The organism is Treponema sp., assembly GCF_024696245.1.
In the GTDB taxonomy this organism is placed as follows: Bacteria; Spirochaetota; Spirochaetia; order Treponematales; family Treponemataceae; genus Treponema_D.
In genome coordinates this window covers 35,033-52,274 of the sequence record NZ_JAILGZ010000080.1, presented here as the reverse complement: position 1 = coordinate 52,274, position 17,242 = coordinate 35,033, and the positions used below count along the sequence as shown (strand labels likewise).

The following is a 17,242-nucleotide window of genomic DNA, read 5'->3' as shown; positions in this document are numbered from 1 at the left end:
TGAATATTCATTTCATGCCCAAGAATCGTACTTCCTTTTTCTCCTTTTTGGTATTCTTGTACAACTTTAAGTTTGAATTCCGTTGTATATATTTTACTCATATAACCTCCAAAACTGTCCAACTTTTGGGGTTCAGTTCACTTTGCGCACTTCGCTGGCGCTCATCCTCCTCAGTCGCCTCCGCTCCCTGCGGTGGACTAAAGGTGCTCCAATCCCTCACGGGGGGGGGCTTATTCAAAGACTAGTTCGGTACCTGATACCTTCCATTTCTTATAAGTAGTAGAATTAGTTATTATAGGCTGCCAATCGCTATTGTTTGCATTAGGGCCTCCGGCAATACCTCCTGCACCAGATGTTTTATCACTTGATGTGTATTTATCAGACGCTGTTATATCACCTGTATTGGCGCAATTTTCTTCCGTCCCGATGCAATTTCTTCGTTTAATTCAGCAATTTTTCTTGACTGAATTGGATATAATCAGCTGCTGCTTTTTTCTATATAAGTATCTCCTTGTGCCGTCGTTGAAAGCTCTACTTTTGTAGGGCAAACTCCACTGTAAGGATAATAATTGCCGAGATCTTCATTCGTTACCTCTGTTCCATTCTCCTTGTATTTGATCCAAGTAGAAATTTGATCCTCATATTGCAAGGTCAAGTCGTCAGGGGTATTATAAAATACTTGATATCCGAATTTCTTTACGGAGTTTGGAATATTGAGAATTCCTGTAAGACCTGTGCTATAAAATGCTGCCCTTCCTATTTCTGTAACTGTAGAAGGAATCGTCACCGTGGTAAGATTTTTACAATTGCAGAAAGAAAGATTATTTATTTTTGTAATTCCTTCAGGCAGGCTTATACATTCCAGTGCTAAACAACCGTCCGTGTTAAAACCATTTGAAAAAGCCTTCTCCGGCAGTTCCGTCAGTCCCGTAGTTTGAGAAAGGTCAAGCTTAACTCTTATAGTAGGCTTGTTTTCATATAAAGTATAGAGAGCAGTTTTTATAGCGGCTATCGTATCGGTGTTAATATAGCCAAAAACTCTTACGGTTCCTGATTCAGTCATAGTTGAAATATAAGCTGGCGCCGTATCTGCCAAATATCCTTTCTGGACCGTTCCTTTATTATCAATAGCGTAACCTTCTTGAGCTAATACAAATTTCATGTAATTGGAACTGACATATGAGCTGTTGTTATTGTCTCCAAGAACCTGGGTACCCTCAGTATAAGCTTCCGGAGTAATCGTAGCCACAACACCGTTTGCTTCTTCTGGCGGAGTAAGAGCCCCTGTTATAGTTATTGGATTTAAAGAAAGGTTATAACTTATACTTTTCATGTAAACATCATTCATTTTAACTCCGGTACTTTTGGTGCCATTTTTGTCTGTATAGCCGGCTGGGATGTAAGCCTTACAACTAAGATAGATGTTTCCATAATTATAAACAGCACCTGCATTATATTTAGATGTATTATTTTCTATTACTCCATAAGCAAAATAAAAGGATCCATCATTATATACACCTCCACCATAGCCTCCATAACAGTTGAATATTTTACAAGTCGAAGTTGCATCCTTCTCTGTTGCTGTTTTATAACCTAAATAAAAACTACCTTGATTATAAACACCACCACCACCATTTACTGCAAAATTAGAAAAGTCCGGCTTCCAGGTAGAATCAGAAGCCACATCATGCCCAATTAATGTGTCCCCGTACACAAATAAGTTTCCTGCGTTATAAATTCCACCACCCATTCCTCCTCTATTCTGAAATGCATCATTTTTCATTATTTGACCAGAAGAAATAAAAGCTCTTCCTGAAGTGTAAATTCCACCGCCATTAAGATAAGCCATGTTTGCACTTATATAACCACCACTCATTTTAACAACAGAATTATCAACTGCATAAACTCCGCCACCATGATTGCTGGCATAGTTATAGTAAACTCCACCATTAAAATCATTATCTATGTCTTCGTCAGCTGTATAGCCAATGTAAACGCTGCCGCCACTTGAGTAAATTCCACCACCATTACCGTTTGTAACAGAATTTGAATTATCATTAACTGTTGCTGTTGTAGTAGCAGTGGAATCTCCAATTACAGCGGAGCCGCAAAGATATAAGCTTCCAAGCGTATAAACTCCGCCTCCGTTTGAAGTGGCAGCATTTCTGCCTATGGTACCACCACTCATCTTAACAACAGAATGAGTATCTGCATAAACTCCGCCACCATTGCTGCTGGCAAAGTTATAGTAAACTCCACCTTCAAAATTTCCATCTTCATTTCCGTCAGCTGTATAGCCAATGTAAAGGCTGCCACCACTAACGTAAATACCAGCACCCAGGTTTGCAGAATTGGAACACACATCACTACTGGTTGCTGTTGAAGTTGCACTCGAATCTCCAATTACCGCTGTCCCTTTCATGTAAAAGCTTGCATTTGAACTTGTCCCAGCAACCACAGCTACTCCGCCTCCGTTTGAAGTGGCTGTATTTCCGCTTATTCTTCCGCCATTCATTGTAATATTGCCGTTATGGTAGATTCCACCGCCATTTGCAGCCTGGTTGCCGCTTATTATGCAGTTTGTCAATGTAATGGTGGCTTTACTGCTGTAAATTCCTCCGCCAGTTCCATCACTTGCAGAATTGTTATGCCCGCAAATCTTTATGTTTTCCAGATTTATTTTTGTATCAGTACTAGACTTCCCTGAAATATTAAGCAGGGCGCCCTCATAAGAGTCTTTGGTAGATGTAGCTGTATCTGAATACCCATTCAACACCGCCTGGCTGCTGGTAAGAGATTTTATGGTCAGATTTAGTGCCTTGGAAGTTTCAGTAATATTTATTTTTGACGAAGAAACAGAAGTATCCGTTCCATCCAGATAAATCATATACTCAGAAGTACCGTCATTTGCTGCAAGAATACGGTTTACAGCTTCCCCCACAGTGGCCAGAGGAGCACCTATACCGCCGGTGTTGGTATCACTGGCATTGGTGTAAGATGTGAGTGAATTACCATAAAAATAGGAATCTGAACCGCAGACAAAATAAGTCTTAAAAAGTGAATCAGAAGAAATGCTTAACTCATCTACAATTCCATTCCCTGTATACCAGGTATTAGTCTCACAGCCCGGCCAGACTTCCACAGTTTCTGTCCGGTAGTAAATAAGATTGCCGCCATTAGAATTATAACAACTCATAGTAAGAGTATAGGTGCCCGCTGAAAATTGTTTAGAATCTGTTCCGCCATCATCCTTTGGATTTATTGTAAGAATGCTGTCGCTAACTGTAGAGCTTCCGCTGGTAGAGGAACCTTCAGTCCCCATTTTAACTGTATAAGTAACATACTCTATATTTGTTCCACTTACATTAACCTTTAAGTTTATAGTTCCGTAACCTGCTGTTTCAGATTCTCCTGTGCATATTGCAAACTTTCCGCTTGTTGTATAAGCAAGGCTTGCTCCGTCAATGCTTATTGTACTTTTTAGATATAGAGAGGCTGTAACAGCAGTATGAGTATTTTGTGAAGATGGAAATCCATACACATACAAATCCATATTGCCTTTTGTATCTAATTCTGATTTATTCATTGGGTAGTAAAGACTGCCTGAAGTAGAATTGTATGTTACCTTTTGCAATTTGGTAGATTCATCTGGCACAGTTCCACTTGTAACTAGTACGCCATAGTAAGACCAACCTCCATCTATTACCGGGCTGGCGTTGCGGCTTGAACTTTCCCCACCGCCAATTTTATTTCCGTTGGGGTCAGTGGCCGTAAGGTAGATTCCTGGAGCAGAAACTTCTTTGCTGGAGCCGTTGTTTTTTTTGGAAGAATCCTCTTCTATGGAAAGATCTGAACATGCTGAAAAAAGGCTTAGAACTGCGACAAAAGCAAAAAATCTGTAAAATCCTTTCATATTATTCTCCTTAGAAAATCCTCTTTACTGAACTTGCACAAAATTATTCACTTGTAATTGTAATTGGAAGCTCTCCTGTATAAGTATTACTTCCAATAACAGCTTCTATCTTTACGCTATAAGAACCAGCTGGCATAGTGTCTGGCAGGGTAAGACTTGGTGTTGTTCCGTTTGTATTTGTAACAGCGCTAACTCCAGGATAAGCTATTCCATTTGAATACAAAGTAATTGTTGCAGAAGTCATTGAAGCAAGAGCTGTTGTAGAAGATGCAACCACTGTGTCGCTGCTGTCTTTAATTGACCAGCTTACACTTGCACTTCCGTCAGAAACTTGACTTTTTGTAAAGCTGCTGCTTGTATCCAGGGCCATTGTGTAAGAACCGTCGCTGGTAGTAACTGAAAGTCCAGGCTTACTCAAAAGGCCTTCATTTAGAGTAGAATTTGGTGCCAGTACCCAGGAGGTAGTTTCATCGTTAACAACCTGGTCTGTTATGGTGAATTTGTTACAGATTGTGCCGGTAATGTAAGTGCCGTCGTCCATAGCCTGAATAATTGTGCTGCCCTCTATGTATTCTCCAAGAGTAAGTGTAGCTGGACCTGTAAAGTTCTCTGAGACTCTTAAAGTAGTATCAAGTCCTGTACTACTTGTACTTGAACAAATATAAATATCATTACCATCTGCAAAAGACGTGCTTCCTTCAAGATAAATATTTGCCGACGACTCATAAATAGAGTTACCGCAAATTGTTGAACTTGTATTGCTTGTAGTAAATCCGCTGTTATCAAAGCTTGTGTCGGTTATACGTGCAACTTCAATATTGCTTAAATACAAATCCCCACCAAAAAGGTTTACACTGGAAGTTCCATTGTATTCAACAGAGTTACCGCTTATTGTGCAGGACTCTAATTTAAAGAACATAGCATTATCAATATACAATGCTCCGCCATTTACTCCATACTGGCTTGCAGAATTATTAATTTTATTACCGCTGATTGTTACGCCTGTAAAGATTACGCTTGTAATTGGAGAAGATGAAGTTCCGGACGCGGCAAACAATCCGCCTTTTAATTCACTTCCTGCTGTAACCAAAGGAATTATTGTGTTGTTGCTTATTGAACCGCCCTTCATGGTAAAGCTGCCGGATGTTGTAATAAGGCTTGCGTCATTAGTGTTGTTGGTAACTGTTAAATTTTCAAAAGTTGCTGTTTTGCTAAGATCAATAAGATTACCATCATTTTGTTCAAAAGAGACATTCGTAAAATTACAGCTATCTGAATTACTGCCAAATAAAACAAGAGTTATATCGGCAAAGTTTTCTGTAAATGTGGTATTATTTATAGTTATATCTGTGTAGCTGTCAGAATCAAAATATAAAGCATAACAAGTAAAGTTCTTGCTGAAATCACAATTAATTACTTCTATGCTGCCATTTCCACAACTTTGCAATAAGAACAAATTATTAAAATAATTGTCCTCACTGATTCCATTGTTCAGAAATTTTGTACCTGAAAGCTGGACATTCGGACTACTACCACCTGGAATCTCAAACTCAAAGATATCACTGGAAGAATCCTTAGGTGTATTATCTTTTATAGTTGAATCTGTTATTGTTATTGTAGAAGCTGTAAAGTAAACAACATCATCATCATCATCTGTAAGGGTAGTATCAGAAATTTCAGTATTATCCATTACAAAACTGTTGCCATCATCTTCATACCCATCATAGAAGGCATAAGACTGACAGCCGCTTATCGTGGAATCTTTTAATGTTACATCCTTTGACTGACAGTTAATTCCCATTATCTTTGAGCCGTTACCAGAAATTTCCACATCGTCAAAATTCAAAGTAGAAGCATCTACATCATATTGTATAACTGGAATGTTAATTATTGTTGAATCATTGCCGGTAATCTTACAGCTACTTGCAGTAAATTCTGTTGCATTATTTACTTCTATAAGATAATCACCATTACCAATTGTATTGTTTGTAAAATTACAGTTGGTCAAAGTCAGTGTTGTTGAACTTGTACAAAGAAGCTCTGTATCAGAAGTTGAACCAGATATATTACAATTCGTCATAGATAAAATAGTTTTTGAATCTATATTTAGCACTTCGCCTTCAGAAGTAGAATCTGTAATATTACAGTCTGTCATAGTCACTGTAGCATCTGAACCATCAGTGCTGGCACTAAGAACCAATCCGTTTGATGAAGTACATCCTGTAATATCAAAATTTTCAAATACTAGATTGCCTGTTACACCACTAAAATTAACGATGTTGTTTTCAATATTTGCATTCTTTATGGTAAGGTTCTTTACTGTTAGGTCATTGGCTCCACAACATCCAAAGATATAATCTGAATCTGGAACTGAAATGCCATTTGCATCAAGGGTCCTCATTACATCGTTGCGAGAAGTATCTGATCCCATAATTGTTACATTAACACCACTAAAATCAATGTTTTTTTCATTATTATACAAATCAGTAAGTACATAAACATAATTATCCGCAGTGGCCAAATCAAACATATCTACCGCTGCACTAATCGTTTCTACCGGATGAGCCAGGGTTCCGTCGTTTGCGTTGCTTCCCCCGGATTCTTCATTTGCAACATAAACCCTGGTTCTTACAACGTGGCACTTCCATGTTAGCACACTACTGTCTGCATACAAAGGTTTTCTTACAAAGGCCCTGACATAACAAGTACCTGAAGGCACAGTAATGCTTCCTTCAAGTCCCTTAATACTGCCGCTGGAATAAAGACTGGTAAAGCCTGAGTCAGTGTAAATTTCATAAACAATACTTGCATCAGATGAGTCATAGTCGCAGGCTTCTACAGTCTGTTCACTTCCACTGCTGTCTGTATAAGTAATAGCTGCAGTTTTTGCCTCTGCCGTAAAACGCAAAGTTCCGCTGCCATCATCATTCTGACATACAGAATTTTCTGTACTGCCTCCGGAAACAAAAGCTTCAGTACCTTCATTGTCATAAAGACTTGCTGCAGAAAGTTTATATCCCTGAGCTGACACTGCAAGAGAAGAAGAAAGCCCTGAATTATCAAAAACTTCTATAGTATAGATTCTTTCATTTTCATCAGCTTCATCACCTGTAAAAAAGTAAACCGGCTGACCACCTGAACTTTCAAAAGTAAGGCCGGTATTTGTATTTGCAGCCAGACTTATATCAGAAGGCTTTGTAGACTCTGAATATATTTCTGACTGGTCATCAGAAAAAGAAGCTGTACCATCAGTATTTACAATTTCATATTCTTTTCCATCAATTAAAATTTTAGACAAATCATTATGCAGTCCCGACATAGAAGAAACAGAAGGAAGGTCAAAACATACTACCCATTTTGAAGGGGTCTCCTGAGTCTGAACAACAACTGCGGCAGAAGGAACAGGTGGTTTTGAATTACAGTAGAGAGGCATTGTGTAATCCTTAAACTGTCGGCCGGACTTAACCTCTGTAAGTGAAATTACATGACTGATATCCTTTGAATACTGGTCAGCTTCCATTAAAAAAGAAGAAGGAAGCTTTACATAAATAAAATCTGTATCCTTCTGTTCAATCTCTACAGAAGAAAGTTTACTTGCAATACTTCCACTCTCCGTATCCAGGTTAGGAAATTCCCTGGAAACATTCAGGTCATACCCCTGAGGATTTCTTAAGTAAAAAGTTATTCCGCAGTCAGCATCAGATGCAATACAGAGATTTCCGGAAGCATCTTTGTAAGAATCAACATCAAGTTCAAAAGCCTCAATAGCAGCAGTATTGGTATACTCCTGAAAAAATTCTTCTGCTGAATTATTCCAGCCTGGTTTTGTAAGGGTATTAAAATCACAGGATAAAAATAAAAAAATTACTGCAGCAAAAAATAAAAAACTTCTTTTCAATTTTCCACCTCCTAAAACTGCCATCCCAGACCAAGAGAAGGCATAACCATTCCCAGTAAGTTTCCATCATTAACTGTAAGAACATAATCACCTGCAGCTTCTATATAAAGTCGCTTGTTAATATAAAACTGTACTGCAAGGCCAGCATCAAAAGACGGACTTATTGTATTTAATTGCTCCGAATCAATATTGTTTGCAAAATGAAAAACAATGTTATTAAAATAAGAAATACCTGCACCACCGTGAACTTCCCAGTAAAGCTTTCTTTTAAAAGTTGGAAACTGGTAAACAAAAAGAAGATGAGCTGTTGCAAAATTACCATCAATGCTGTAAGTATCAAAATCTGCATTAAGGCGGCTGTAAGTTCCTTTTAAACCAAGTCCAAAATATCCCATACTTCTCTTATAAGGAATAAATGTAATTCTTCCCTGGGCACTAAAAGGAAACATATTTGTATCCATGTACTTTCCAAAAATATTATCCTGCACCATAACCGGAAGAACATAACCGGCTTCTATATCAAGGTCCATCCACTTTTTAAACTTAACCGTAAACTTTGTATCGTTATTCTCTTCTGAATGAAGACCTGAAGCATCCTGAGCAACAAAATGATATTCACCAACATCAAGACTTCTCATGCTGAATTGAAACTTTACCTTACGGTTATCAGAGTCATGAAAAAGTATAGACTGAGGCTTTAAGATTCGCTTTTCACTCTTAAGAAAATAATCAGTAAATACAAGTTCCTCATGTTCAGGGTCTGTTTCAAAAAGATTACGTCCTTCTATTTCTATAATTCCGTCGTTATCAAAATCATCAAGATAAACTGTAGACCTCATATAGAGAGGATAAGAAACATTTTTTACTTCCGGCTTATATGCCTGACGGATTACAAAAACATCTTCCGTATTAAGACCTTCTTCAAGTCCACCAAGAATATTGTAAACATTAATCTTTGAACGATAACGTCCAGGTGGAAGTACTGGTTCTATATAAATAAGACAGCTTTCGTTTTCTTCTTCTGTTGTCTCATGAAAAAAGACCTGTTCACTTTTTCCGGTCTCATCATCTATTCTGTAAATAATGATTTCGTATTTTAAAACATCACCTGCATTTTCCCAGGCAAAAGGCTGACGGATTATATTGGCAGAAGCATTTTCATCTCTGGCAGAAATATTTTTTTCTACAGAAGAATCCGGCATATTATTTTCCTGAGCATATAATCCTAAAGGTTTATAATGCAATGAGAAAATTCCACACAAAATAAAGACAGGTAAGATTTTTTTATTCAGCATACAAATCCCCCTGCTTTTTACGTTTACCACCATTCTTGTTTAAAGAGTAATTAATTGTAAACTTACCTTTTCCAGGAATACCATCTATAAGAATTCTTTTCTTTTCTTCATCAAGAAGCACAGCCTTAACGCTCCAGGTAAAATCTCCCTTTGCAAAATCAGAAAGATTGTCAAGTTTGTATTCTGTTGTTTTATTACCTGTAAGGAACTGAGTAAATAAAAGCTTATTTTTCTTACCAAAAATTTCAAGAACATAACTGTCGGCATGTGCAACTTCCTTCCACTTAAATACAATGTAAGGAGTTTTTCTCAAGTAAGAAGAATCAAAATAATCTCCCCCTGCAGTCTTTACGTTTTCCGGAGCTGCAAATGGAGGAATCTCTTCTACAGTAAATGAATATCTTACATCAGAAGTAATATCCAGATCATCCAGTGTATAGGCATTAACATACCATTCATATTCACCGGCACTTAAAGCAGGAAGCTGCTGCTGGTAACCATCCTGAATATAAATCCTTTCTCCCACATCCAGTCCGGATTTTTTTACAAGAACAATATTTGCCTTAGAGTATCTTTCGTAAGAAGACCACTTTAACAAAGGAGGATTATCAATTGCATCCCAGCCTCCAAAAGACTGTCCGTTTGACGGAGACAAAAGTTTTGCCGGTCTGATTTTTCTAAGTACAAAGTTAGATTCAGAAAGCATGGAACTTCTACGGGAAGCTTTATCAGATTCATAAGCATAAGCCTGAAGTTCCCAGCGGTATGTACCTTCTTCAAATTTATCTACTTCTACTTCTATATGATTATCACTTATAAAGTTCTGGTCATACAAAACCTTATCACTGCCAGCCTTGTAAATTTTAATTCTGTAGTAATCAGCTTCTTTATTTTCTTCCCAGCTGAAGGTACAAGGTTCACTTGGACGTACAACAGCACGCCTTACAACAGTAGGAGCAATAATTTTTCCGGCAGAAAGTTCAGGAACAACAGTAAGTTTTTTTGCAGCTGTACCACGGATAAAATTCTGGTCCTTAGTTGTAATACGCCAGTAGTATTCCCCGTTTTCAAGATTTGCACCGGAATAAGAAGTTCCGCTTGTTTCTGAATCAAAAACAATATTTGTAAAATCCCTGTCACTTGCAATCTGAATATACTGCATAAGATTAAGATTTGTTTTCCATGTAAATCTTGTATCAGACACAAGAGGTTTCCACAAAACATAATTGTCCGGAGGAAAAACCGTTCTCTGTTCAATTTCGCCATTAAGGGCATAGAAGGATCTTATAGAAGAAAGCTCAGATTTATTTCCTTCGCTGTCTGTCTGACTTACACCCCAGTAATATTCACCATCTGAGAGTTTTTTAATTTCTGAAGAAGTTAAAGTTATGTAGTTATCCCTTGTCTCTCTTGAAATTACAGGAGAAGAAAGATTTTTCTGTCTTGAAACATTTATACTGTAAGTAACACTTTCATTTTCCATCTGCCATGAAAGTATTGTCTTATCCTTAGTCTTATCAACAAATTCCTTATCTCCAGGGCTTACAAGAACAGGAGCCTTAAGTTCATCCCTCTGCTCAATTGTAAAGCGTCCCATGTCAGAAGGATTCTGCAAGCCTGCATGATTAACTACGTAGTAAGGAGTAACCTGATAATAATAGGTACCTGCTCCAAGAGTAGAAATAATTATTGAAGGGCTTGAAGACCTCTGGGCAACAAGAGGAGAAGACATATCACTGTTTCTGGAAACAATAAAATTATATGCAGTAGCAGCTTCACTTGAATCCCAGATAAAACGAATAGAAGGATTCTGCTTTCTGTAAGTATAGTTGTAATCATTAACAGGAATTACCAGCTCAGGCTTTAAAGACTGAATTACCTGAAACTTTCCGGAACAGGTTTCTATTTCCTTGTGATGTTTTTCTTCACTCCCTGTACCAGAGAGCTGCCAGTAATAAGTTCCCTTAGAAAGTTCCACACTTGTTTTATTAATGTCAGCAGCCTTTACAGTCTTTACTATATTTTTAAATCTCTTATCAGTAGAAATTTTTAATTCAAGATCAGAAATTACTTCACTGCTTTGCCATTCAAAATCAACAGTGTACTGTTCCTCAGAAAAATACAAAAACTTCTGATTCTGTACAGGCGACACAACAGAAAAAAGCGGTGCAGATGCAACGCCATCGATTACAGTTACAGCCTTACCTTCCGTTAAAGTTTCTCCGGAATTTAAAACCGCATCACCCCTCTGCACGGAAAGATTTACAGTTGAATCCTCTACCCTCTCCGCAGAAAGTCTTGTACCAGCCTTTACAGAAACCTGCACATTTGAACTGGAAAAAGAAAAACCTTTTCCACCTTCCACCGATTCAATGTTTGCAGTACCGGAAGTAAGTTCTGCTCCATGCATTCCGTCATCATGAAGAAAAACCTGAGCCATTGTATTTTCTGCCAGGTCAAGAGTTGTACCGTCATCAAACCAGACAGTTGCTTCCGAAAATTCTGCAGTGTGAATTGTGTCACCGTTATAAACCGGAGAGTTCTGTCTGAGTCTGTCCCATATAACACGGTCAAGAAATTTTCTTTCTGCAGTTTTATATTTAAAAGTAATGGTAGCAATAGGATCTTCATCCAGCTTCATTAATGCCCTGAAAAAACTATTATGAAAAAGATAATAGCAGAGCATTGCACAGGTGAGACAAATAAAAACTGATATCCAGAAAGGAATGGCTAAATCATTTTTTAACCTGAATCTTATTTTCTTCTTCATTTAAGTTCACCGATTCAAATTCTGGAATTGGAATACCAAGGAGATTTCTCATTTCATTTAATGTCTTTGGTCCAAACTTACCAACTGCGCGGGCACAATCACTATCAAGCTTAAAGTCTTTATCTGCAGTCTTAAAAAATTCTTCTATATCAAACTGCGGCATATTTACTACACCGTAAAAATGCTGGGCACCCTTACCCTTAACTTCAAATTCAACAGGAATCATTTCTACAACGATTTCGTTTACCCTGTTTTCTTCTGCAAGAGTAAAATTATTTTCTTCACACTTTATGTAATCTTTTTTAAGAAGGTTGTATGTATCCTGAGTAATAAGAATGTCAGTACCACATGGCTTGTTGGAACTTTCTGTACGGCTGGCAAAGTTTACACTGTCTCCGATAGCAGTATATTCCATCTTGTCTTCGCTTCCCATAATACCGCAGGTTGCACGACCAGTATTTATACCGCATCCGATTCTGATATGAGGCTTGTATTTTGCCTTAGCTTCATGTTCGTGGGCCTTAGTAAATGCTTCTGCATCCTTGTTGTACTGCATAAGGGCATAGCGCATTGCAATAGTTCCCCTGATTGCACTGATTGCATCCTGCTGAATGTGTTTATGATGAAGGGCTTCCTTTTCTTTTTTAGACGGATCTGAATCAGGAAGATTTTCAAAGCTTAAGTCTTCATCCCTAAGGATTCCCCAGACAGCCATGATTGCGTCTCCTTCAAACTTATCGATTGTTCCACCAGAAATAGTTACACAGTTAACCATGCGGCTCATATAGTCATTTAAGAAGCCGATGATTTCTCTAGGACTTTCTTCTCCAAAGCGGTTTTTAAAACCATCAGAAATTGCAGTAAAACCACGGATATCACTAAAGAAAATACTTACATCCTTAAGGTGAGGTTCAAAATCAATTTCCTTACGGGCAATGGCTTTTGCAACACCACGGTTAGTAAACCTTGCAAATGTATTAAGGAATTCCTGTTCATCCTGAGTTGATTTATTAAGAAGACCAATTTCATCACGACGCTTTGTATTTAAAAGAGAAATCAGGGGAGTATTAAAATTACCCTTCTGAATTTCTTCCGCAGAAGCAGTAAGATGACGCAGTGGTCTTGAAATTGCATAGCGTGAAAAAGTAAGGATAAAAATTATGGAGATAAAAAGAACAACGCCCATAAGATAAAGATTATTTTTTCTTGTTGTCCTTACTCCCTCAAGAACAGTATCAAGAGGAACGGAAGTTAAAACAGAAATATCTGCAATACTTGTTTTCTGATAGGCACCGATGTAGCGGATATTTTTACCCTTAGAGTTGCTGCCATTATATTCAATCTGACGGCTTTCTTCGCTGTTCTGATTTTTTTCCCTCATAAGTTTAACAAGGGGATGATTCTTCATACTCTGTCCCGAAAGCACACGATCATTTTCCGGATGACAGAGAAGTTCGTCACTGTCATTAATAAGGAAGGTTTCGTTAATTGAACCGGTACCCAGTATAGAAGAAATCTCTTCCAGACTAAAAAGAATCATACAGCACTGCTCAAGACCATTTTCCCTGTAAGGAATCAAAAGCCCCAGCATGGCACTCTTATAAAAAGGCGAAACATTAAGGACTATAGTCTCACCCCTGCAGGCCCGGTGAAGATCTTTTTCAAGCTGAATAAAAAGACCTTCCGTTACATCAGAATCAATTTCGTTGGAAGTATAAAACCTGTTATTTTTTAAGTCTGTATGAAGAAGAAGGCTGCCCCCGTTGCCAAAATCAGTAAGGACTGCAATTTCTGCAATTCCCTGATTTCTTTCAAAGAAAAAAGCCTCAGCCTGTTTTGACAGGGCAGAAGTTTTTCCTCCGCTTGCAGCATTTATAAGGTCAAGAAGCTGAAGTACATTAGCCCTTAAATCTGTAAGTTCATTTTGTACGGTAGAAGCAGAACGGGTATTAATAGTAAGATTATTTTCTTCTGCAGTAATACGTACATCTTTAGAGACAAAATAACTGTTAAGGTAAGTTACAGTACCAAGAGATGCCAGTACTATAAAACCAATTATAATTGCAAGCTTTACCCCAAGAGGGAAATTTTTTTCTTTTTTATTGGACTTCATTTAAATATACTCCAGTAATACCAGGGCACCCTTCCCCAGAAAAAATTCTTCTATCCCAGCTACTAAGTATACATCAGCTAACTTAAGTCCGCACTATCCAAAAGGATAGTTTAAGCCAAATTTAATAAAAAAATTGTAAATTTGTTAAATTTTTTACCCCTTTTTCTAAATAATACCCGATATTCTGGCCTTCCAAACCGCCTGATGGGCAGAAGAAACACCCAGCTTTCCATAGATTTTCTTTATATGATACTTAACGGTATTTACGCTGATAAAAAAGTATTCACCAATATCTTCTTTAGTTTTACCCTGCTCCAGCAGTTTTAGCACATCTATTTCCATAGGAGAAAACACCTTATTATTTTCGTACTGAACTTTAAGGTACAAAGGATGCTTAATAGCCATCTCCCTTGTAATTTTAATAAGATCCATTAAAAAATGACTGCTTCCCTTAAGGTTAACGTATTCAATCAGCAGGTGAATTACAGCTTCTCCTTCATCAGCGATAAGGCGGTAATACTTACGGCGCTTTACAAGTTTAAGAGCCCTTCCCAAAGCTTCAAAAGCCAGATCTTTTTTGCCTGCATTATAAAAACTCACCGCAAGAAGAATATCGATTTCGCAAAGGTCCATATGCCTCTTTCCCAGAATCAACAGAGGCCTGAGTTTTTCTGTAAGGGCAACTACAGCTGCATATTTTTCGGTAATAATATAGCAGCGTATTTTTATCATGTAGCGGTACAAGTCCAGCATGTTAAAGTCAGAAAATTCATCAGGGGCATTATTTTTAAACCATTCATTCACCAAAGAATAATTACCCTCATAAAAGGCACATTTTACTTCTGCAGCATCAATATTGTAAGAAAACTCTGCTTTTCCTGCCTCTTTTACCAGTTTTCTTATATCCTGAATATAACTTTCCGCATTTACAGTCCTTCCCTGAGTCAAAAGAATTCTGGACTGAAGTGAAAGTGCTGCAAACAAAAGCCTTCTCTCACTTTTTGCATCAAATTCCTTAATTACGTGACTGACCAGCACTTCCGATTCAAGCAGATTGTTAATCTGATAATAATATTCTGCCAGGCAAAGTTTATAGATAAAAGGTGCACATTCTTTACCATATAGATGAGACACATACTCTATAATCAGATCCTTTCTTTTTTCCAGAAAAGGCCCAAGTCTTGTAAAGTCATTAAAACCGTTAAGCAAAGTCGGCCTGGCTGCCGTAAGAACAACTGAACTGATTGAAATCCCCAGCCTTCTAAAAAGATCAAGTGTTTCTATAAATTCCTTCCAGGTTACTTCCGGGTGAACCAGAACAAGGCCCTTTTTAAGAAAGAAATTTCTGCCGGGGGTAGATTCTTCCGGAATAAGATCAATAATATCCCAGGCTTCCTTTAACTTTCCTTCCATTATATAGTTCAAAAAGACCCCTGCCACACAAAGGGGATTTTCCTTTAACTGCTCAACAGACAGGGCAAAATAGGATTCCCTGTCATTTCTGGCATCAACGAGAAAATATGAATATGAAAAATTCAGCATCTTTTTGGAAAGTTCACCAGGACTTATAAGCATAGCTTTATTTTACAGCAGAAAAGATAAATAAACTAGAAAATCTTCTATATAAATAGGTTTAATTAAAAGTCTAAATGAAGGTAAAAGTAAAGGATAAAACCATGGTATAAAGCTGAATAAAAAAGCCTTAAGAAACTGCCGTCGTGCCGTCATATAAAAAAGCAGCCCGCCTAAAACAGACACCCCGGGCCTTAAATAAAAAAAAATTACGAAAAACCACAAAAGTCCCTTGACACAATAAATGTATATGGTTAATATATCAACACTTTTGGGGTGTTAGCGAAGTTGGTTATCGCGCTGGCCTGTCACGCCGGAGATCACGAGTTCGAGCCTCGTACATCCCGAATAACCTGTATCACTTAGATGCAGGTTTTTTTATTTTAAATCCCTGGTCCCTTTTTTACCCCGCAGTAAAACGCAGAGTATTCTTTAATTCGTCAACATAAGGGACAGTTTACCATTGACTAAAGCCCTGTTTTTCAATATCATTCCCATTCACACTGTATGGTGTGCTAACTATATCTTAGGTCTTGACCCCGTTCGTGAGAGACCTTCGGAGGATTAAAGTGGTAAAAATCAGACTCAAGAAGTTCGGTACAAAAAAGCGCCCGGACTATCGTATTGTAGTTCAGGATTCACGCAAACCACGTGATGGAGTTACAATCGAAGAAATCGGTCAGTATCACCCGATCGCTGTAGAAGCTAATCAGGTATGCTTTGATGAAGAACGTGCAAAGTACTGGCTCAGCGTAGGTGCACAGCCTACTGACATGGTGAAAAAGCTTTTCAACATTAAGGGCTTGTCCGCTGCTGGAAAATCTCTTGCCAAATAATTTACAGAGGAACTAAACAATGGAAAAAGACCTGATTGAATACATTGCAAAATCATTGGTCGATGATCCAAATGCAGTCTCTGTAACAGAAACCGAGGGTGACCGCGGAAGAGTTCTTCAGCTCAGCGTTGCTCAGGGTGACATTGGCAAAGTTATTGGAAAGTACGGTCGTATTGCAAAAGCTCTTCGTACAGTTTTAAGTGCAACATCCAGCAAAGATGGTACTCGTTACACTCTTGAAATCCTGGACTAATGGCAGCTTAGAATGGTAGAGCAGTTTGTTGTAGGTATTGTCCGGGGTTCACACGGAATTACGGGCGAGTTCAAAGTAGAAAGCACTTCCGGCGAGTATGAGCATTTTGCAAATATGGAAGAAGTGACTTTAGTGAACGGCGAAGAAAAAAAGACTTTCAAGGTTGAAGAAACTAAGGAAGGAGCAGCTGTTCTGTATATGAAGTTAGCGGGAATAAATTCACCTGAAGAAGCTGCAAAATACAACAGGTGGGAGATCGTAGTTCCACGCAAATACGCACATCCTCTGCAGAAGGGTGAGTGGTATATTGAAGACCTTAAGGGTTGTTCAATAGTTTATAAGGAAACGGCGGAAGACGCACCGGCAGCAGAACATGTTGTTGGCACAGTCACAAACGTATTGGAAGGCGGATCAGGCTATCTCGTTGAGATTTTGCTGTCCGAGAGTTGTTCATTACTGGCAGACAGCGTCAAACTGAACAAAAAAGGAAATCCAAAGACGGTATATGTTCCGTTTAAGGATGAGTTTATTGGCGAAGTTGATGTTGAAGCTCAGAAAATGCAGCTGATGCACCTCTGGATTCTGGAGTAAC

At 38.1% G+C, this 17,242-nt stretch carries 9 protein-coding genes and 1 tRNA gene; 4 read left to right on the top strand and 6 right to left on the bottom strand.

From position 1 onward, the window contains the following. Positions 1-478: 478 nt before the first annotated feature. The 6 genes from K6D58_RS05725 to K6D58_RS05700 form a co-directional block, all read right to left on the bottom strand. Complete coding sequence (locus tag K6D58_RS05725) at positions 479-3,913, bottom strand: leucine-rich repeat protein (RefSeq protein ID WP_296828526.1); 3,435 nt, start codon at positions 3,911-3,913, stop codon at positions 479-481. A 43-nt stretch (positions 3,914-3,956) separates the two neighbouring features. After that, a complete protein-coding gene (locus K6D58_RS05720) occupies positions 3,957-7,811 on the bottom strand; it encodes a right-handed parallel beta-helix repeat-containing protein (RefSeq protein ID WP_296828524.1) in 3,855 nt (1,284 codons plus the stop codon). 11 nt (positions 7,812-7,822) lie between these two features. Then, positions 7,823-9,013 (bottom strand): hypothetical protein, encoded by a 1,191-nt coding sequence (locus tag K6D58_RS05715; RefSeq protein WP_296828523.1) that lies wholly within the window; start codon positions 9,011-9,013, stop codon positions 7,823-7,825. An 82-nt stretch (positions 9,014-9,095) separates the two neighbouring features. After that, positions 9,096-11,876 (bottom strand): FecR domain-containing protein, encoded by a 2,781-nt coding sequence (locus K6D58_RS05710; protein WP_296828521.1) that lies wholly within the window; start codon positions 11,874-11,876, stop codon positions 9,096-9,098. Beyond that, on the bottom strand, positions 11,842-13,989 hold the full coding sequence (locus K6D58_RS05705; protein ID WP_296828519.1) for an adenylate/guanylate cyclase domain-containing protein: 2,148 nt from the start codon (positions 13,987-13,989) through the stop codon (positions 11,842-11,844). The genes K6D58_RS05710 and K6D58_RS05705 overlap by 35 nt, the downstream gene beginning before the upstream one ends. Positions 13,990-14,154: 165 nt before the next feature. After that, complete coding sequence (locus tag K6D58_RS05700) at positions 14,155-15,564, bottom strand: LuxR C-terminal-related transcriptional regulator (RefSeq protein WP_296828517.1); 1,410 nt, start codon at positions 15,562-15,564, stop codon at positions 14,155-14,157. Between the two features lie 270 nt (positions 15,565-15,834). On the opposite strand from K6D58_RS05700, the gene K6D58_RS05695 reads away from it, so the two are divergent. The 4 genes from K6D58_RS05695 to rimM all read left to right on the top strand — a co-directional run bounded on the left by K6D58_RS05695 (position 15,835) and on the right by rimM (position 17,241). Next, a tRNA-Asp gene (locus tag K6D58_RS05695) sits at positions 15,835-15,908 on the top strand. A 222-nt stretch (positions 15,909-16,130) separates the two neighbouring features. Beyond that, entirely contained in the window at positions 16,131-16,397 is a 267-nt protein-coding gene (gene rpsP, locus K6D58_RS05690) for a 30S ribosomal protein S16 (protein ID WP_296828515.1), read from the top strand. Between the two features lie 19 nt (positions 16,398-16,416). After that, positions 16,417-16,650 carry a KH domain-containing protein gene (locus tag K6D58_RS05685; protein ID WP_296828514.1) on the top strand — a complete coding sequence of 78 codons (234 nt, stop codon included), beginning with the start codon at positions 16,417-16,419 and terminating at the stop codon, positions 16,648-16,650. Between the two features lie 12 nt (positions 16,651-16,662). Continuing rightward, positions 16,663-17,241 carry a ribosome maturation factor RimM gene (rimM, locus tag K6D58_RS05680; RefSeq protein WP_296828512.1) on the top strand — a complete coding sequence of 193 codons (579 nt, stop codon included), beginning with the start codon at positions 16,663-16,665 and terminating at the stop codon, positions 17,239-17,241. The last annotated feature ends 1 nt before the right edge of the window (position 17,242 follow it).

Bases quoted from the DNA above. Each gene is read 5' to 3' on its own strand.
- K6D58_RS05725 (WP_296828526.1), bottom strand. From the start codon at position 3,913: ATGAAAGGATTTTACAGATTTTTTGCTTTTGTCGCAGTTCTAAGCCTT.
- K6D58_RS05715 (WP_296828523.1), bottom strand. From the start codon at position 9,013: ATGCCGGATTCTTCTGTAGAAAAAAATATTTCTGCCAGAGATGAAAAT.
- K6D58_RS05685 (WP_296828514.1), top strand. From the start codon at position 16,417: ATGGAAAAAGACCTGATTGAATACATTGCAAAATCATTGGTCGATGAT.
- K6D58_RS05710 (WP_296828521.1), bottom strand. From the start codon at position 11,876: ATGAAGAAGAAAATAAGATTCAGGTTAAAAAATGATTTAGCCATTCCT.
- rimM (WP_296828512.1), top strand. From the start codon at position 16,663: ATGGTAGAGCAGTTTGTTGTAGGTATTGTCCGGGGTTCACACGGAATT.
- K6D58_RS05700 (WP_296828517.1), bottom strand. From the start codon at position 15,564: ATGCTTATAAGTCCTGGTGAACTTTCCAAAAAGATGCTGAATTTTTCA.
- K6D58_RS05705 (WP_296828519.1), bottom strand. From the start codon at position 13,989: ATGAAGTCCAATAAAAAAGAAAAAAATTTCCCTCTTGGGGTAAAGCTT.